We start from the raw sequence: 17750 nt of genomic DNA, 5'->3' as shown, positions 1-17750 counted from the left end.
TCCTACCGGCCATCATAGTCGCCGCTCAACCGGCCATCGTAGTTGTCGCCGCGCACCTTTCGGCACCATCGTAATCAGGCCGCCGGATGTTCGCAACTCGGCGGCTATCGCCCGTCTTTCGCCAACGCGATCATCAGGCATCGATCTTCCTGAGAAGCGGCCAAGTTTCAGACCAAGATTTCGAGCGTATCCGATCCTCATAGATGGTGCGCTTATCTCGGCGGAAGCGTGGCGTCGGACGCAAAACAAGGTCGAACAGGTCGTCTAAACCCAACGGGGCTGCGATCTCGCAACCACCACCCGCTTCACTGCGGCGAACGGCAATCGCTGTCGCTGTCTCCGGCCAATATCGCATGGCATCAGTCGCAGAGATATATGGAGCGTCACCATTGCGGACGTGCATCCGGGCCTGGTTCTTAACCGACCAAGCTATGGACGGCTCCCAAGCGAGCAACAGCGCTTCAAATTCTCTGTCATGGATCGCATCCGCGCGACGCGGATCATACCAGATTACGTCCACATCGCCACAAATCGGCATAGGGGATCGCTGATGGAGATGATCCCATATCGCGTTCCTGACGAAGCCTGCACCGATCCAACAGTCGGGCAAATCTAGCGCAGCTACCACATCCAGAAGGTGCCAGCGGTGTGGATCATCGCATAGAATGGAAAATACGCATGAGGCTCTGTTGTCCATCGGAACAGCTTAAGGCGTCCGGCTAGAATGGACACGTCGCAAATCACATGAATCTCAGGCAGTCGTCACGCGGTTCCGCCGAAAATCCGGCGCGCACGGAATTGCGTGGTCCAGTGATCCCGTGGAATGTCCGAAAATCACTGTCGGATTGAGAAAGTGTCCGACAACGCCGGTTGCAGGGTTTCCCGTCAGGGGGCGTCGGCGCTGATCTGGCACCTGACCGCGGCCGCCAGCATGGACCGGTGCGTTTCATGTGATTTTCGGACGGCAGAAGCACCGGGGTACCAATCGCACTCTCTGCTTGTTGCTTAGCATCTCGCCGCCTCCATGGTCCGCAAGCGCTGAATGTAGCGCCTGTGATCCTGACAAATCTTGGTTATAGGAACGGAGCTGAAATCGTGGAAAGCCGGTATTTATGCATATGGTCGCCGCAAGGTCATGCCCGCGCGGGCTTGCATACCCCCGCGACATTTTCGCATCAGCAAGGAATGGCAACATCTTCTCGGTAACGCTGTTTTCTCATTATTGACAAGGGGTGCCGCCATCTCTTCATGCTGGAGACAGACGCAACATGCCAGTGCACTGGCATGTTATCGGACCACATATTGAAATTACGCAACTATATCGCCGATCAATGCTGCCAAACGTGAAGGACGCTTGTCGATCCGACCTGATGTACCATGTCTATCGCGGTTTCCGCCTGTTCTGGCTACCTGTGCTGGCCAACTCATCGTAAAGCAGCTTCAGCCGCGCCGGCTCCGTCCAGAAATGGCCGACCAGCCGAAATGCCAGATCCTCGCTACGCATCGCTTCGAGTAGCTTGTCCGGACCAACCCCCGCGCGCGCAGCAGCTTGCCCACGTGCAATGAGAGTATCGATCTTCTTCTTATAGATTGTCACCTCGTCTCTGGTCATGGCATTCTCTCCATGACCGGGAATGGCTAGTGTGAAATCGAGCTTGAGCAGGTCGGTCAGCCGCTGCTGCAGTCCGAACAGGCTGCCATGCCCGTCGAGAGCATCGACATCGGGTTCGCCATCCCCGACGATCAGATCACCGACGACCACGATCTTCGATCGCGGCAGGAATATCGCGATATCAGCATTCGTATGCGCCGGTCCCCAATAATAGGCCTCGACCGGCACATCGCCTACCGTCACGCGATAGCTTTTGTCGAAGGTGATCGACGGCGGTGACGGATTTCTGGGCGCGATAGTCGAGCGATAGTTTTGCAGTATATCCAGCATGTTACGCTGACCGACGACCGGAACCTTGGCATCAAGCAGCCATTGCGTTCCGCCGCCGTGATCGGCGTGATGGTGCGTAACGAACGCCATCCGTACCGGTTTCGGATCGATGCTCAGCAATATCTGGTTCAGTTCCTTGCGAACCGACTCCCGCATCACCTTGTTGTCGATCAGCAGCGGCCCTTCGGTGGTCCTGACGACGACGGCGTTGCCACCCCTGCCGGTGATCAGGAACACGCCCGACATGATCTCCTTCTTCATAAGCGGAATCGTTGCCGGCGTGCCTGGTTGGGCCGGGCGCTCGACATCCTGAGCGGATGCCGGAAGGGCGCTGGAGCACAATGCCGTGCTCAGCGCGAGCGCCGGGATAGCGAGCATGGAGAGGTTATTCCGCACCGGATTTCACCCGCTCGGCCTGTGCCAGCGCGCACTGCTGGAACACCGTGAATGCCTTGAGGGCAGGCGGCCCCATGACGAATGGATTGGGATCGCGAGGGCCGCGTTTGCCGAGTATCTCCATCTTCTCGATCCCGCTGTCCCGATTGGGGTGATTGGACAGGAAAACATCGACGCCCTGATCCGATGCGATCTTGCCAAAGCGCGCCGCGGAATCGGCATATTGCCTCAGCTTCACCTCGTCCGGACCGAAGTTGAATCCGGTTCCACCCCACAGCGCCGCTTTATGCGGCTTGCCCTTGTCGGAAACCGGGAAGATCAAAGAGATGGTGCCGGGCGTATGGCCCGGCGTTACCCGAACCTGGACCACAGTGCCGGGCACCGATAGCGTGTCCCCGTCCTTCAGGACGATGTCGCGTACCGGGCGAGGACCCCAACGCGGGTTCTCGATCCGCTGGTTCGGATCTTCAAGCACGCCCCAGTCCGCGTCACTCATGGCGACACGTGGACCATAGGTCGTCGCAATATAATTCTGACCGCCGTAATGATCCCCGTGCGCGTGCGTGATGAGGATGTACTTGATCTTCTTGGGGTCCAGTCCGAGCTCCAGGATTCCCGCCTCGACGATAGTCTTGGATTGATTGTCGGTGTTCATCGCGTCGATCAGGATATAGCCCTTCGGCGTGCCCAGCACCCAAGCGGAAACCTGGCGATTGCCAACGAAGTAGAGGTTGTCGAACACCTGCATTGGCGGCAGCGGTGGCAAGGCCGCGCGTCCCGGCCGTTCCGGACGCGTGCGGGCGGCACCGGGTTCCCGCTGCCCGGCCACGATCAGGCGCTTCGAAAGATCGCAAAGATCGACCAGTCCAGGAAAGTCCTTTCCGGCGGCGGTGCCGGCGGCCGCATGTTGCTCGGCTGTCGGGCTAGCCGAATCATGGGCATCGGCTGCTGTTGCGAGGGTCGTTAGCAGACCGATTAAGAAGACTGATTTGCGAATTGCCATGCTAGTTTCTCCTGAATAGGCCAAATGTCAAAAGTTGAATCTTGCCGATATGCGGAAAGCGCGGCCGATCTGGTCGTAGACATTCTGGTTGACCGGACTGCTGCTTTCCGTCTCGGGCGAGAATGGTGGACTGCGATCGAGAAGATTCTGAATATTGAGCGAAATCTCCATGTTGCGGGTGACGCGCACACCAATCTGGGCATCCAGATACACCGCGTCCCCGACATGGTTGAAGGCAACGTCGCTGGCCGACAATTGATTGTTGAGGTTGCTACCACCAATGTATCGCGCTTGAACGAACGACTGAAATGCCCCACGGTCGTAGTTGACGGAAAACAGCCCCCTCCAGCGCGGCGTCGTAATCTCGCCGGCATCTTCAGTCGCCAGTGCATTTCTGTCTTCGCTCAACAGACGCTGAAGATAACTTACATAGGCACGTGCTGATATATTTCCGCCGGCGAATGGCTGACGGTACGATAGCTCAAGATCATAGGATGTTAACTTCAGGCTATCCAGGTTGAAGCTGGAATTGTTCAATTGGATCAGATTGTTGTTGCTATCACGAATGGTCGACGCGCACGCCTGCGCGTTGCCTTCGAAGCACAGATTTATCAGTGCTTGTCCACCCAGGCTCGTGATCGCGTTTCTGAGCCTCATGTCAATGCGGTCGAGGCTGAGCGCGAAGCCTGGCAGCCATTTCGGACGATAGACTGCGCCCAAAACATTGGTTCGGGCCACTTCCGGGATGAGATCGGGATTACCCTGAATGAAGACTGGCACATTGGGCACCCGAACGCCGCCGTTGAACGGGTCGTTGAACGCAAGGACGGTTTGTCCCCCCTTCAAAAACATTTGCGAATGCGTCGGGGCGGCGATGTCGCGCGACAGCGTCGCCCGCAAGCGGAGATCGTCGATGATCTGATAGTTCAAGCCCAGCTTCCAGGTCGTGACGCTGCCAGTCAGCGAATATTTCGTGAAGCGCACGGCACCGTTGGCTTCCAGATATCGAGCGAACCGGCGGTCCTTGAGCACAGGCAGGTTGATTTCGCCATAGGCCTCCTTGACGGTCTGCCCGCCGCTGAAGGGTATCTGGTTGGCTGCGAAATACTGGCCGGCGGCACTCAGGGCGTTGGACGTCACGTCGGTGAAGTCTTTCCGATATTCTACACCGATTGCTGCTTCCCACGGGCCGGCACCTATGCCGCTGAATAGCGGGCCGCTCACATTCGCCTGCGCCAATTCCTGATCGACAATCGTGGTCTTGTCCGAAGTTCCCGTAAACCAGGCTACAGCCTCCGGAGAATAGGATCCCGGGCCAAAGGGATTGATCGGGATGCAGCCATTGGTCGGATTCGCGACAGTCGATCGACACACCGGTACGCCGTTCCGCAAAACCGTATCGATACCGGCAGCGTAGTTCGGGCGGATGTAATTGCCGGTATTGGGTGCCGTTTCACGGTTGTGCCCACGCTGATATGAAGCATCGAACCTGAACTTGCCGACCTTCCATTCCACCCCGGTCTGCACCCGCCAGTTTCTGTTCGTCGCGACAACGACAGTTTCATACTCACCATCGTGTCGGTTCATCCTGAACGACGTGATGTTGCCTGCAACCATCTGGGCGCGGATGCTGGCGGGCAGGAACGCATTGTCCCGCGTGATAGTGATGACGTTCTGGCCGGCATGCTGGAGGTTGGTAGGGTTGCTCGATTTCGACCAGCCATAACCCCCGTCGACGAAGATCTTCAGGTTGTCCGTCAGGTCATACCCGATATTTGCATATCCGGTCGCGCGCGACAGTTCTCGATTGATCGGCTGTAGGATCGACGGATTCACGCCACTGCCCCCCGATTGCAGGCTCGCGCTCGTAAACTGGCCATAGTCATATGGCGCAGGAACGCCGCCTGCTAGGAATTGGGTGCCAATTAGGGCATTTTGCGCCGCAGCGTTCCCGCCGACGGCCGAAATGATAACCCCTCCAAATGTCGAGCGAATACGCGATGCCGGTGCTACTATGACGGCCGGATTGGTCGGAGAGGCGGGATTCGATGCCGATACGGCCGGGTTGGGGATCAGGCCGGCCCCCTGCCGGGTGAAGGCGCGTGCGTCGCCCCGGACGCCGTCATTGTCATAATATTCTCCGCTCACGACGACATGCAGTCGATCATCGGCAAAAGCGCGACCGAATGTCGCAGATGCTCGACGTTCGCTGGCATCGCCGCGCTGCGAAATGCCGGTGCCCATCGTCACCTTCGTCCCCTCGAACGTCTTGTCGAGAATGAAGTTGACGACGCCCGCGACCGCGTCGGATCCATAGGCGGCCGATGCACCGCCCGTCACGACCTCAACGCGCGATACCAGGGCTTGCGGGATCAGGTTGGTATCGACCGAGCCGCCGGGCGTCGATCCGGGGAACCGGCGGCCATCGACCATCACCAGCGTGCGGCTGTTGCCCAGTCCGCGAAGGTTCAACGCGTTACGTCCTGAACTCGTCCGTCCTGCCGTCGCATTCGGGCCGCCGGCCGCAACCAGCGCAGGAAGATTGTTCAGCGCCGCCGCCAAAGTGGACGGGGAACTCTTCTCCAGTTCTTCCGATGACACCACGGTAATGGGCGATGGTGCCTCCACGCCGCTCCTCGCAATTCGCGATCCTGTAACGACGATGTCCTCGTCACTCGGCTCGGCCGCTGTCTCGGTCGTCGGCGTGTCGTGATCGCGGTGTTGCCGCCTGGCCGATTCCGGCCTGTGCGTCGCGGAGCGCTGTCTTTGCGAATGGCGAGATACGGAATGAGCCGCGGCGGGTTTCTGGACCGACGGTTCATCGAACGACATATGCGCGAACGCCGGCATCGATACAAAACACGTCGTGCAGAGCAGCAGCCCTCTTACTGGACATTTGAGTTTCACTGTATCTCTCCCAATATCTTTTATATACTTTTCACTGGCGACTATTTCGCCCAGCTTCACATGGCCAAGATCAGATAAGCACGCGGGAACCATCTGTTCTCCTCGATGCGGGTGCCGACCCGATTATCAGCGCTCAGTCCATGTGCACGGCAAATTCCCGCTGATCAGTCGAAGGCACCCGCCTTGGTCACTATCGGCAATCCTCAGTTATTTTTCGTTCAGTCACGCGCCTACTTCCTTAGGCAGAGAGCACAACTTTTTGGCGTCGGCCGTATAGGCCACGTTTACGCGGCTCGAAGTCATGCAGTTTTTGCAGCATGGCGCGGAGTAATATCTGCTCGTCTGCTGTCAGGACGCTGAAATTGTTCGCGTCCGTTGTCTCGGTTATGACTTCGATCGAGTTCCTCAGTTCGATTCCCCGCGCCGTCAGGTATAATGCGTGGCTGCGCCTGTCCCGACCGGCGCGACGCTCAAGGGCACCGAGCGCCACGAGATCATTCACCGCTTTCATCGTGCTTGCGCGATTGATGCCCAGAGCACGCCCCAGAGCCATCTGGTCGCACCCCTCATGCAGAGCGACATATATGACAGCCGTCGCGCGCGCAGGCGTTACACCCAACTCGCTTAAAGCCTTCGCGACACGCCCGAGTAGCTTCAGTTCTGTACGATGAAGCAAATAGCCCAGATGCTCAGACAATGGTCCGAAATCGGACATTTCCTCTCCTTAATCTGTTCGCTCAACATACAGTATCGTGGACATACAAATAGTCAAGAAGGAAAAAGGCATCTGAGAGGCAGTTTCTACGGCCGGGCCAGACTTGTGGCTCACATACTTCAGCGCTTGCGATTTCTTGATCAGGGGCCTGTCGTCCGATACCCAACATCGCCCTAAAGGACGAAGAACACGCTTTCGATTGTTCCAGCAGTGTGAGCTGGCTCAGACCGAGCGTGTGAAATCATAGCCTGTACAACAACACGCCCGATACGAACTTCCCCTAAACGGCATGATGTGCAGCGCTATCCCCGCGTCGATGCAGGATAGCAAGCATCAGTCTGAAACGGACATGCTTCTGCCGATTGCGCTTACGAAGTGGGAGATCGTATCGAGGGTACTCCTGGTGACAGACAGCAAGGCGACGCTGTTGTCGTCAAGGCCAGCCGCTGGCATGGGCTGCATCCAGTGCCCATGGCGGCGACCATCGCTTGGCGATCGAGCGAAAATGAATATCATCATCCAATTTTTTATTGCGCCTGCGAACTGTTCGCGATAGCTGATGCAAGCAAGTCGCATTAGCGAAATTGTGGATGCACGACGCGAATTCGGGCATGGTTCCTCGAACAAACACAGCATTGTCAAAGGTGTAAGTGTTCACAGGCGCGCGTACTTAGTTTTGCATTGGGGGTTCCATTGATAAAGTTTCGCAGGCGAATTCTCGCTACGACCTCGCTCGCCGTAACTTCCCTCGCGCCGCAGCATGCATTCGCCATCAATGATCAGGCAGTGAGTTCCTATTCGCGTGAGGACGCGATGCCGGACGAGATCGTCGTTTCAGCAACAGGTTACGAACTTAATGTCCGGGATGCGCCGGCCACGATCTCCGTCATCACGGCCGAAGAAATCAGGCAGCGATCCTACACCGATATCACCGATGTTCTGATGAACGTGGCGGGCGTGCATATCCAGGGCGGCGGTATCGAACAGTCGATCATGATGCGCGGGATGAGTTCCGACTATACGCTGTTCCTGGTTGACGGGAAGCGGATGCAGGACAATCAGGCTTTTAGTCTCAATGGCACGCAGGCAGGCACACCAGTCAACTTCCTCCCGCCGCTTGACTCGATCGAACGAATCGAAGTGATCCGCGGCCCCGCGTCATCCTTATATGGCTCGGATGCGATCGGCGGCGTCATCAACGTCATTACCAGGAAGGTGATGAATGATTTCGGCGGCAGCTTCACGACCGAATATATCAAGTCGGGGCCGGGCAATGATGTAACGAACGACAATGTGAACGCCAGCCTTGCGGTGAACCTGCCAATCGTCAGGGATCGCCTGTCGCTGCAAGTGACCGGAGGCGTGCGCTACCAGGACGAGGCGGACTTCGCAGGCGGCATCGGCAGTGCCACCGCAGAGCCTGAATTTCGGCGGAAGAACATCGCCGCCAAGCTCAGCTTCCGGCTTGATGATGCAAACACGTTTACAGCCGGCAGCGGGCAGACCGTCCAGGAGAGGACGGCTACCCCTGGTAAAAGTATCGCCGCGACGGCGGACGTCAACTACACCAAGTCTGTCCGCGACAATTACTTCCTGACCCATGAGGGCGACTTTGGCAGTCTGATCTGGAACAGCTACATCACCTTCGACGCATCATCGAACCCTACGCGTGTCAACGCTACGACAGGCAACAGCATCGGCTTCGATACGTTGGTCGCTAACACGCAAGCAGCCCTCACGTTGTCGCGCCACAAGATCGTGGCTGGCGTGAACTACTTCCATGAAAAACTCAAGGATGGCGCCACCAACGGGCTTAACCTCCCGGGCGTCGTTGCGCCCTCGGATATCGTCACGATGGACCGCAACCAATATGCCGGTTTCATAGAGGACAATTGGGAAATCGTTGACGACCTCTCGCTTCTGCTTAGCGGTCGCTATGACCACAGCGAGAGCTTCGGTGGTCGTTTCAGTCCAAAGGCGTACGCTGTGTTCAACGCAACGGGCGCGCTGACCTTCAAGGGCGGCGTCACTTCAGGCTACAAGGTGCCGAGTTTGCGTATGGCTGCCACCGACTTCGGCTCGACCTCCATGGGCGGTGTCATCATCGGCAACCCTGAATTGAAGCCGGAAAGGACCGTCAATTATGAAATCGGCGTCGGCTACGCCAATAAACGGGCCGGAATCTCCACCAGCCTGACCATGTACAAAAGCGATTTCAAGGATAAGCTGCTGCGGACAGGGCGCATCTGTATGCCGAACATAGTATGTGACTATGGCGGCGTCACCTATCCGGCCCACCCGTTCGGCTATACCACCTATATCAATGTCGACACGGCGGAACTGAAGGGCGTGGAATGGACGGTCGACTGGAAGATCGTCCAAGGTCTGCGGTATCGACACAGCTACACTTATTCGCAAACGGAACAGACGTCCGGCGTCAACGCAGGCAAGCCGCTCAACGATATTCCCGAGCATATGTTCAACGCGTCGGTTGACTGGGAAGCCACTGATGCGCTGAGAGCCTGGGCGCAGCTGAACTACCGGGGCAAGACATCTGGCCGCACGACCAACGCCAGCGGATCGGGCACTAACGACTTCCGGTATCCGCCTTACACCTTCTATAATGTCGGCATTGTGGTCAAGGCCACGAAAGACGTGCGGGTGAACCTTGGCGTTTACAATCTCACCAACAAGCAGGTCACGCCGGAAGAGGGCTTCGCCTACATCCTCGACGGGCGCCGCTTCAGCGCTTCTCTGAGCGTCGATTTTTAGAACGACCTATTTTTGGCGATAGCCGCCGCCATGTGATTGGCGGCGGGTGGAGGTCGCCGGGGCTAATCTGCTGTTCCCGCATCACCACAATGCTCTCAAAAATGCGTCTCATTGCGTCCATGATCTTCGGCATGATATTGATGTTATGGTGATCATACGGCACGCGATTTTCCCTGGTGATACAGCTTCGGTGCTGAGCATCTGGCATGCATTTATCGCCAACTCCCCTTTGAATCTCGATTATCAAAACAACGATGCAGAGTTCGCGAACCTGCCGGGCAAACATGCCTCGCCTAAAGGATGCGTGCTGCTTGCGGATCAGGAGGGCGAAATTGAAGGCTGCATCGCAATGCGCCAAGTCTCTTCCGAAATATGCGAAATGAAACGACTATATGTTCGTCCCCATGCACGGGGTCGCCATCTTGGCCGCCGCCTAGTGGAACGGCTGATCGAGGAAGCTCGCGTGGCGGGCTACAGCGAATGAGGCTTGATGTGCAGGCAAAGTTCGTTCCTGCGCGCGAGCTGTATGAGGCTTTCGGTTTCATCCCGGCCGAGCCGATCTCTTTCAATCCGGTTCCCAGCGTGTCCTTTCTCTGCCTCCCCTATAGTCGATTCGATACTTGGTTTCGGTGAGGTGTGCGGAAATCAGGTCTTTTCGATACCGAAGCTGGACGGGTGCTGGACGAGTGGCGTGCGCTCGATAATATGCGGGTGTACAGGGGAGCATCGGAACTTTCAATGAAGATGAATTGGTTCGCAGCTTTGGCGGTCTCGACGATCCCTGCGATTGCAGTTTCGCAAGTTGCAGTTCCACCGCCCCAGCGCACTAAACCTTGGCAATTGCCGGTTGCCCTGCGCTTGGAAAAAGAGCCGAAGCTTGCCAAGTTTTACACATCGGCAATGCGCCAGCGCGAACTTCAAGGCGCTGTTGAACTCGATTTGCGGGTTGATCCGAACGGCAGCATCGTCGCCTGCGAGGTGAAGACTTCGGCTACCGATCTAGAACTCGCCGCAGCCAGTTGCCGAGCAGCACAAACCGCACGGTTTCAGAAGAGTGCCTATGGAGCGCCGGCCATGCCGCTCAAATTTATTTGGAACACTTCCAACCCACAGGTGATTGCGGCGCGACCGGGGCATCCGGCGCGCTTGGCAACTCCTCCCTTTAGCGGCGAATTCTCCTACCCCGTCGAGGCAAAGCAGCGAAACGAGCAGGGTAGAGCTTTTGCCGACATCGACGTATCTCCTGACGGGCTTCCAACAGCGTGTAGAATCAGGCGCTCTTCCGGGTCGACGTCACTTGATGCGGCCACCTGTCACGTCATGATGACATTAGGTCGCTATGAGCCAGCAGTCGATGTCTTCGGCATCCCATTTGCGGACACGGCCAACGGCGTATTAAACTGGCGAATCCCACAAACCTCTCCAGCCCCATCTCCGAGCCAACCTTAATCGGCCACTGCCATTGAGGGCTGTGAGGCCGGAAAACAGGTGAAATCCGGTAGGTCAGCTTCCGACGTAACCTGTCGTTCTCGCCAACATCGGTTCTTTCCGCTGCGATGACCGGTTCAGATATACAAACTATATCTGCTAGCGCTGTCAACCGGCGTTCAATACTGACCCCCTATCGGCGCCCAATATTGACCCCACCTTCGAGTGGTGGGGCGGTTATCCCGGTAGTCGATAGGAGGGGCCCGCGGACGACGACGCGCACCGTCAGGTGTGCTGGCGGCGGCGTCGGTGGGAGGTCCCTGTTGACCCACCGGGTTAACCGCCGAGGATGGGCGTCTGGGGCAAGGGGTTTTCGGCTCAGGTGTCAACGCCGGGATAAAAACGGGCCAGGCTGTCATGACCGGTCGAAAGTCGAGCTCTGGCGCTCTTCGATGATGACCTCTGCGGTCGGAGATCCCCGAGTCCGAAGGCGAACTCGCTAATCAGCGAGCCGCAGACACCGCTACTCCCGCTACATCATCTCGTGGAAGCTGTGCACCACAATGATGGCCGGCGACGTCACCGACACGCTGGATCTGGCTTTGCCCCATACCACCTGCCCCCACGAGTTGCACAGGGGCAAATGGTATGGGTAGCCGCTCATCCTTTAGGTTTCAGCGTCAAGGGAAGGCCGGCGAACATTATGACGGCCTCTTCAACCACTGCCGCCATTTCTTGATTGATGCGGCCCGCAACATCGCGAAACCTTCTGGCAAGGGCATTGTCGGGTACAATGCCCAGACCCACTTCGTTGGCGACCAGAATGACCGGCCCCCGTGCGGCTGAAAGCGAGCGCGCCAGTCCTTCCGTAGCGGTAGCCGTATCGCGTTCCGCCAGCATCAGGTTCGAAGCCCACAACGTCAGGCAATCGACCAGCACCACCGTTTCCGGCGTGCTATATGCCGTGATTGCCTCCGCCAGGTCCAGCGGGGCCTCGACAGTTGACCAGCGAGGACCGCGATCGGCGCGGTGCAGCTCGATTCGCTCGCGCATCTCCTCATCGAAGGCCTGGGCTGTCGCAAGATAGACCAGTTTACCTGTCAGGACTTCAGCCCGGCCTTGGGCAAAGCGGCTTTTGCCCGAACGCGCTCCGCCCAGCACCAGCAAATGGGGCAAAGCACTGCTCATACGCTGTCTCTCGCTGGGACGGAGGCGGGTCGTTCCATCATCGCCAGCGCCACCAGCGCGTCGATATCGAGATGCTCCTCCAGCGCAGCTGCGATCTCGTCCAGCGCCGCCTCGGCGGTGGAGCCATAGTCCACGCCCCCGGCTTCTACATCCATGCGCGACAGCAGTGCCCGGCGCAGCTCCGCATCGGCCAGCAGGCCGTGGACATAGGAACCAAACACCGTTCCCCCCGCATTTATCGCGCCATCGCAGCCTCCATCGGAAAGCCGGGCGAAGGGGCGCTGCGTGTCCGGCCCGCTGGTTTGCCCCATGTGCATTTCATAGCCCTGAAAAGGCGCCCCCATCGCCAGCCCGCTTACCGGGCGCAACGCCTTGTGCGCGTGCAGGGGCGTTTCGACATCCAGCAGGCCAAGGCCGCTGGCAGCGCTGGCCGGACCCTCCAGCCCAGCGGGATCGGCGATGGGCGCCTTCGATCCGGGGAGGATGATCAGCGTGGCCTCCGCCGGGATCGGCTGGTGGGTATGCGGCTCCACCTTGCAGGCGATCGCCTGCAAGGCCTGCGCCCGGCCGATCTCGCCGCCATCGCTGGTGACGGCAGCATTGTTCGACATGCTCTTCGGCTTGAACGGCAAGAACCGCAAACCCCGCTGCACCAAGGCGCGACACAACCCCGCCACCAGCACGGATTTGCCCACATCCGAGCCGGTGCCCTGAAGCATTATAGCGCCCATGCTGCACCTCCTGCAATTCCGGCTGCCATGACCCACAGGCACAGGCAGGCACGGGCGTAAATGCCCAATCCGCGCCGAATATCCTCTGTCCGGGCCGGGCGGTCTCCCTCCCCAATCCAGAGCTTGTCCGAAAAAATCCCGTCATAAGCGACTGGCCCAGCCAGGCGCAGCCCCAGCGCCCCGGCCATCGCGGCCTCGGGCCAGCCCGCATTGGGCGAGGCGTGCCTAGACGCATCGCGCCATAATATCCGCCAGCCACCCCCGCCGCACAGGCAGATCAGCAATCCCGATAGGCGTGCTGGCACGAGATTCATCGCATCGTCGGTGCGGGCCGCAGCCCAGCCATAGGCGCGCCATCGCTCCTCGCGGTGTCCAATCATGCTGTCGGCGGTGTTGATCGCCTTATAGGCCCAGATACCGGGCAGCCCCAGCACCAGCAGCCAGGACAACGGCGCGACCACCCCGTCGCAGAAACTTTCCGCCAGACTCTCGATCGCCGCGCGGGCAACACCCGCTTCATCAAGCGCCGTCGTATCACGGCCAACGATCATGCCGACTGCGGCGCGCGCTGCGAGCAGATCCTGCCGCTCCAGCGCATCCGCAACGGGGCGAACGTGGTCGTACAGGCTGCGCTGCGCCAGACCCGGCCAGGCCAGCACAGCGATCAGCGGCCAAGCCCAAGGCCCGGCGATTGCAACGAGCAGACTTTGCAGCACCCAGCCCACACCGCCCGCCACACCCAGCAGGATCAGGACAGTGACCGCCCCGGCCACGCGCCGCTGTCCATCGAAACGCGAGGGGACATTCCAGCGCCATTCCAGCGCGGCGATAACCCGCGCAAAGATGCCCACAGGATGGCCGATCCGGCGATACAGCGCCTGAGGCCAGCCCACTGCCGCGTCGAGCACCAAGGCCAGGAAAGCAGTCGGCTCAATCATCAGCCAGCGCCGCATCAAGGCGATCCAGCGCCTCACGGTCGGCAGGTAGACCCAGGCGCAGCCAGCGCGAATCGTAATCGAACGGTCGCGTCAGGATGGCATGGCGCGCAAGGCGTTCGAACAGCGCATTGGCATCGTCCGTTTCGATCAGCCGGAACAGCGGGCAAGCGCCTATCGCGCTGAAGCCCCGCCGCGCCAGCACCGTATCCAGTGCTGTGGCCTGTTCGCGCAGGGCTATCCGCATGGCGGCAATCCAATGCGCATCGCGATAGGCAGCCACGCCGATGGCCAGCGCCGCCGCCGATAGCGGCCAACTGCCCAGCCGCTGCCGATATTGCGCTAGCAGAGCGCGCGGTCCGAGCACGAAGCCGAGCCGCACCCCGGCCAGCCCGAAGAACTTGCCGAACGAGCGAAAGATGATCAGCCTCTGTTCTTCCTGCACATGGGCGGCAAGGCTGCTGTGCGGGGCGGCATCGGCAAAGGCTTCGTCCACGACAAGCCAAGCTGCGCTGTCGCGCCGCGCTTTCAGCCAGCGCAGCAGCGTCGCGGGCGGGGTGATCTGTCCATCGGGGTTGTTGGGATTGGCGAGGATGAGGGTCGCTTCCTCTGTTCCCGCCATTTCGGTCAGGGCTACGGGGCGGCTGTGGAGGATCATCTCGCCATGGGTGCGATAGCTGGGCTGGGCATGGATAGCGGGGCCGGGCAAGATATCGCCCAACATCCGCAAGCCGATCTCGGTGCCCGGCACCGCGCAGACATGCGCAGGGTCCGCGCCAAAACAGGCTGCGGCGGCGGCCTCCAGATCGTTCAGCGCGCCTGCATCGGGCAGCGCCTGCCAGTCCACCGCCAGATTGTCCGCGCCGGGCCAGCCATGCGGATTGATGCCGGTGGAAAGGTCGATCCACGGCGCATTGGCCATGCCGAACTGCGCCATGGCATCGGCCAATCTGCCGCCGTGAAAACTGAAATTGTTCATACCGTGGGTATCCATAGGCCCGTGATCGTCAGGCTCAGGAGCAAGCCGGTTTCGATCAGTTCGATGCCTGCGCCATGGCCATCGCCGGAAATCCCGCCCAACGCGCGGCGCACGTGCCAGCCCCACCACAGAACGAGTAATGGCGTGATGAGCAGCGCCGGCGTGAACCACGCCGCCGCAGCCAGCGCGGCGGCCCAGATTGCAAGATCGATCGGGCCGATGGCGGAACGGAATCGTGCCGCCAGCCCCTGATGCAGCGGCATCAGCCACCATGTCCACACCAGCGGGCCGATACGCGCGGCAAACGGCACCAGTACCAGCGCGCCAAACGCCCGTGCATCCACCAGCATATCCAGCAGCGCCAGCTTGCCCAGCAGTTGCAGCACAATCGCGACCACGCCAAAACTGCCGACGTGGGGATCGGCAAGGACGGCCAGCAGCTTGTCGTGATCCTTATGCGCCGCGCCGCGGGCATCGGCGAGGTCGGCCAGGCCATCAAGGTGCAGCGCGCCGGTCACGCCCACCCAGACGATCAGCGCGGCCAATGCGCCCAGCCGGTGATCGACCAGCGCGCCTGCCCATGCCACCCCCGCAACCGCTGCACCAATAACCAGCCCCACAGCGGGAAACCAGCGCATCGACCGGGCAAACGCGGCATCATCCACGACGATTGTCCGCAGTGGAGCTGGCATAGGCAGCCGCGTCAGGAATTGCAGGGCGATGATGAAGCCCCTCACGGATAAAGCCCCGCGATCTGTGCCGTGGGGGTTGCTCCGGGCCACACGCGCAACGTCAGCAGGCAATTGTAGGGCAGGTCAACGGCCCACGTCTGGCGCATGTCAAACCCGCACAGCACCGCCAGCGCCGCCCGGATCGCGCCAGCGTGCGTGACGATCAGCGTTGGCCGCGCGGCCAGATCGTCAATGGCAGCGGACACACGGTCCACCAGCGCCGACCAGCGTTCTCCACCGGGCGGCGCATGGCCATCGGGATCGTCCCAGAACCGCGCCAGCGCCGCGCCTTCGACATCGCCCGGCGCCATCCCGTCCCATGCGCCAAAGTCCAGCTCGCGCCAGCGCGGATCGATTGACAGCGGCACGCCGGTCTCCAGCCCGATGGCCTCGCCCGCCAAACGCGCACGGGAAAGGTCGGAAGCGATCAACACTTCTGGCAGCACCTCCGCCGCCAGATCCCGCGCCTGACCGGCGCAGGCCGCGATACCAGCGGCCGTAGGCGGCGCATCGGTGCGGCCGATCAGCCGCCCCGCGCCTTCCGGTTCGCCGTGGCGCAGAAGGTAAAGTGGAAAGCTGCTCACAGGCTGTCTGCCACCCCGGCCTCGGCAAATGTCGCCATACCATTGTGCGTGGCCAGCGCTGCGCGGATGATCGACACCGCCAGTGCGGCACCGCTGCCTTCGCCCAATCGCATGCCCAGCGACAGTAGGGGCTCTAGGCCCAAATGCCCCAGCAAGCGGATATGCCCCGGTTCAGCCGAGCAGTGCCCCGCCAGGCAATGATCCGTGATCGCCGGAACGGCGGCGGCAAGCGGCGCCAGCGCGGCGCAGCTGATGAACCCGTCCAGCACCACAGGAATACGCAGACGGCGCGCCTCCAGCACGGCCCCGGCAATCGCGGCGATTTCGCGCCCGCCCAATCGGCGCAGGGTCTCAAACGGGGTGTGCGGCGCATCGGCGTGAAAGGCCAGTGCCCGTTCCACCACCGCCACCTTGCGCGCTATGCCGTCCGCATCGACCCCCGTGCCCGGCCCGACCCATTGCGCGGGCGTGTCGCCATAACTGCGCGCGCACAGCGCGGCGGCGGCAGTCGAATTGCCAATGCCCATTTCGCCGACGACCAGCAGGTGCAACCCCGGCTCCACTGCCGCAGCCCCGGCGGACAATGCGGCAAGGCACTCCGCCTCATCCATGGCCGCGACGACGGTGAAATCCGCCGTGGGCCGGTCGAGATCGAGTGCAACCACCCGCAGATCCAGTCCGGCCGCCCCGGCCAGTGCGTTGATCGCCGCGCCGCCAGCAGTGAAATTGCCGACCATCGCGGCGGTCACGCTGGCGGGAAAGGCGCTGACCCCGTGGACGACGAAGCCATGATTTCCGGCAAAGATCGCCGCGCGGCCCTGTTCGATCACCGGCTGCACCGTTCCCTGCCATCCGGCCATAAACACCGCGATGTCTTCCAGCCGCCCCAGCGATCCGGCCGGTTTGGTCAGGCTGGCCTGCCGCGCACGCGCCGCGGCGATGGCGTCCGCATCGGCCATGGGCAAGCGCCCAAGGGCCGTTTCAAACGCGACCAGCGTAGCAAACCGGCTCATTCCGCGACGAAGCCCTGCGGCGGGGTGCGCGTGATAAAATGGCCCTTCACGCCTTGGGGCCATTGCTTGAACGGCACCCGGCCATGCTCGCTGGCGGCATAATGGACCGCATAGTCCAGAATAGCGGTGGCGGCGTCCTCGTCCGGCGTGAACCGGCCCAGAACGTAGCCGACCTTGCCCGGCGCGCGCAGGTGGATGGTGCAGAAATCGGTGCAGGCAAACAGGCAGGGCATTTCCTGCACGGCGACCCCGGCATAGCGCGCGTCGCTCTGCTGAACTGAACGCAGCGCCGCCACCAATTGCGCGCCGCCGCGCGTTCCGGCGACGTCCTCACGCGCGTCGGCGCTGTGGCGACAGGTGTTGCAGGCCACTATAGCGGGGCCGTCCTCCACTTGTATCAGCATGGTTTTCTGGTCCTTTGATTGA

16 protein-coding genes are annotated in these 17750 nt (G+C 60.6%); 3 read left to right on the top strand and 13 right to left on the bottom strand.

Features of this window, described 5'->3' with window-relative positions; all coding sequences use genetic code 11:
* Positions 1-133 precede the first annotated feature (133 nt).
* The 5 genes from ACODSR_RS16695 to ACODSR_RS16675 all read right to left on the bottom strand — a co-directional run bounded on the left by ACODSR_RS16695 (position 134) and on the right by ACODSR_RS16675 (position 6963).
* Complete coding sequence (locus ACODSR_RS16695; RefSeq protein ID WP_489077757.1) at positions 134-697, bottom strand: nucleotidyltransferase family protein; 564 nt, start codon at positions 695-697, stop codon at positions 134-136.
* Positions 698-1381: 684 nt separating this feature from the next.
* Positions 1382-2320, bottom strand: a complete 939-nt coding sequence (locus tag ACODSR_RS16690) for an MBL fold metallo-hydrolase (protein WP_489077756.1) — start codon at positions 2318-2320, stop codon at positions 1382-1384.
* Positions 2321-2327: 7 nt separating this feature from the next.
* Positions 2328-3341, bottom strand: coding sequence for an MBL fold metallo-hydrolase (locus ACODSR_RS16685; RefSeq protein ID WP_489077755.1), 1014 nt, complete (start codon positions 3339-3341; stop codon positions 2328-2330).
* 27 nt (positions 3342-3368) lie between these two features.
* Positions 3369-6341, bottom strand: a complete 2973-nt coding sequence (locus ACODSR_RS16680; protein ID WP_489077754.1) for a TonB-dependent receptor domain-containing protein — start codon at positions 6339-6341, stop codon at positions 3369-3371.
* A gap of 145 nt (positions 6342-6486) precedes the next feature.
* Positions 6487-6963 carry a MarR family winged helix-turn-helix transcriptional regulator gene (locus ACODSR_RS16675; protein ID WP_489077753.1) on the bottom strand — a complete coding sequence of 159 codons (477 nt, stop codon included), beginning with the start codon at positions 6961-6963 and terminating at the stop codon, positions 6487-6489.
* A 693-nt stretch (positions 6964-7656) separates the two neighbouring features.
* Between ACODSR_RS16675 and ACODSR_RS16670 the strand changes: the two genes are divergently transcribed.
* From ACODSR_RS16670 to ACODSR_RS16660, 3 genes are all read left to right on the top strand, one after another.
* A complete protein-coding gene (locus tag ACODSR_RS16670) occupies positions 7657-9735 on the top strand; it encodes a TonB-dependent receptor domain-containing protein (protein WP_489077752.1) in 2079 nt (692 codons plus the stop codon).
* A gap of 145 nt (positions 9736-9880) precedes the next feature.
* Positions 9881-10219 carry a GNAT family N-acetyltransferase gene (locus tag ACODSR_RS16665; protein WP_489077751.1) on the top strand — a complete coding sequence of 113 codons (339 nt, stop codon included), beginning with the start codon at positions 9881-9883 and terminating at the stop codon, positions 10217-10219.
* Positions 10220-10473: 254 nt separating this feature from the next.
* Positions 10474-11184, top strand: a complete 711-nt coding sequence (locus ACODSR_RS16660) for a TonB family protein (RefSeq protein WP_489077750.1) — start codon at positions 10474-10476, stop codon at positions 11182-11184.
* A 639-nt stretch (positions 11185-11823) separates the two neighbouring features.
* Here ACODSR_RS16660 and cobU read toward each other — a convergent pair.
* The 8 genes from cobU to ACODSR_RS16620 are packed head-to-tail and all read right to left on the bottom strand — an operon-like array spanning position 11824 to position 17728.
* Positions 11824-12351 (bottom strand): bifunctional adenosylcobinamide kinase/adenosylcobinamide-phosphate guanylyltransferase, encoded by a 528-nt coding sequence (cobU, locus tag ACODSR_RS16655; RefSeq protein ID WP_489077749.1) that lies wholly within the window; start codon positions 12349-12351, stop codon positions 11824-11826.
* Positions 12348-13082 carry a nucleotide-binding protein gene (locus ACODSR_RS16650; protein ID WP_489077748.1) on the bottom strand — a complete coding sequence of 245 codons (735 nt, stop codon included), beginning with the start codon at positions 13080-13082 and terminating at the stop codon, positions 12348-12350. Before ACODSR_RS16650 ends, cobU begins: the two co-directional genes overlap by 4 nt.
* On the bottom strand, positions 13070-14020 hold the full coding sequence (gene cbiB, locus ACODSR_RS16645; protein WP_489077765.1) for an adenosylcobinamide-phosphate synthase CbiB: 951 nt from the start codon (positions 14018-14020) through the stop codon (positions 13070-13072). Before cbiB ends, ACODSR_RS16650 begins: the two co-directional genes overlap by 13 nt.
* A complete protein-coding gene (gene cobD / locus ACODSR_RS16640) occupies positions 14013-14996 on the bottom strand; it encodes a threonine-phosphate decarboxylase CobD (RefSeq protein WP_489077747.1) in 984 nt (327 codons plus the stop codon). Before cobD ends, cbiB begins: the two co-directional genes overlap by 8 nt.
* Positions 14993-15733 (bottom strand): adenosylcobinamide-GDP ribazoletransferase, encoded by a 741-nt coding sequence (locus tag ACODSR_RS16635; protein WP_489077746.1) that lies wholly within the window; start codon positions 15731-15733, stop codon positions 14993-14995. Before ACODSR_RS16635 ends, cobD begins: the two co-directional genes overlap by 4 nt.
* Positions 15730-16311, bottom strand: coding sequence for a histidine phosphatase family protein (locus ACODSR_RS16630; RefSeq protein ID WP_489077745.1), 582 nt, complete (start codon positions 16309-16311; stop codon positions 15730-15732). The genes ACODSR_RS16635 and ACODSR_RS16630 overlap by 4 nt, the downstream gene beginning before the upstream one ends.
* Positions 16308-17324, bottom strand: coding sequence for a nicotinate-nucleotide--dimethylbenzimidazole phosphoribosyltransferase (gene cobT / locus ACODSR_RS16625; RefSeq protein ID WP_489077744.1), 1017 nt, complete (start codon positions 17322-17324; stop codon positions 16308-16310). Before cobT ends, ACODSR_RS16630 begins: the two co-directional genes overlap by 4 nt.
* Positions 17321-17728 (bottom strand): DUF1636 domain-containing protein, encoded by a 408-nt coding sequence (locus ACODSR_RS16620; RefSeq protein ID WP_489077743.1) that lies wholly within the window; start codon positions 17726-17728, stop codon positions 17321-17323. The genes cobT and ACODSR_RS16620 overlap by 4 nt, the downstream gene beginning before the upstream one ends.
* Positions 17729-17750 lie beyond the last annotated feature (22 nt).

This window comes from Sphingobium sp. FG125 (assembly GCF_057809795.1).
This window is presented reverse-complemented; position numbering and strand designations above follow the sequence as displayed.

Coding starts and splice junctions, on each gene's coding strand:
- ACODSR_RS16695 (WP_489077757.1), bottom strand. CDS start 697: ATGGACAACAGAGCCTCATGCGTATTTTCCATTCTATGCGATGATCCA.
- ACODSR_RS16690 (WP_489077756.1), bottom strand. CDS start 2,320: ATGCTCGCTATCCCGGCGCTCGCGCTGAGCACGGCATTGTGCTCCAGC.
- ACODSR_RS16685 (WP_489077755.1), bottom strand. CDS start 3,341: ATGGCAATTCGCAAATCAGTCTTCTTAATCGGTCTGCTAACGACCCTC.
- ACODSR_RS16680 (WP_489077754.1), bottom strand. CDS start 6,341: ATGGTTCCCGCGTGCTTATCTGATCTTGGCCATGTGAAGCTGGGCGAA.
- ACODSR_RS16675 (WP_489077753.1), bottom strand. CDS start 6,963: ATGTCCGATTTCGGACCATTGTCTGAGCATCTGGGCTATTTGCTTCAT.
- ACODSR_RS16665 (WP_489077751.1), top strand. CDS start 9,881: ATGGTGATCATACGGCACGCGATTTTCCCTGGTGATACAGCTTCGGTG.
- ACODSR_RS16660 (WP_489077750.1), top strand. CDS start 10,474: ATGAAGATGAATTGGTTCGCAGCTTTGGCGGTCTCGACGATCCCTGCG.
- cobU (WP_489077749.1), bottom strand. CDS start 12,351: ATGAGCAGTGCTTTGCCCCATTTGCTGGTGCTGGGCGGAGCGCGTTCG.
- ACODSR_RS16650 (WP_489077748.1), bottom strand. CDS start 13,082: ATGGGCGCTATAATGCTTCAGGGCACCGGCTCGGATGTGGGCAAATCC.
- cbiB (WP_489077765.1), bottom strand. CDS start 14,020: ATGATTGAGCCGACTGCTTTCCTGGCCTTGGTGCTCGACGCGGCAGTG.
- cobD (WP_489077747.1), bottom strand. CDS start 14,996: ATGAACAATTTCAGTTTTCACGGCGGCAGATTGGCCGATGCCATGGCG.
- cobT (WP_489077744.1), bottom strand. CDS start 17,324: ATGAGCCGGTTTGCTACGCTGGTCGCGTTTGAAACGGCCCTTGGGCGC.
- ACODSR_RS16620 (WP_489077743.1), bottom strand. CDS start 17,728: ATGCTGATACAAGTGGAGGACGGCCCCGCTATAGTGGCCTGCAACACC.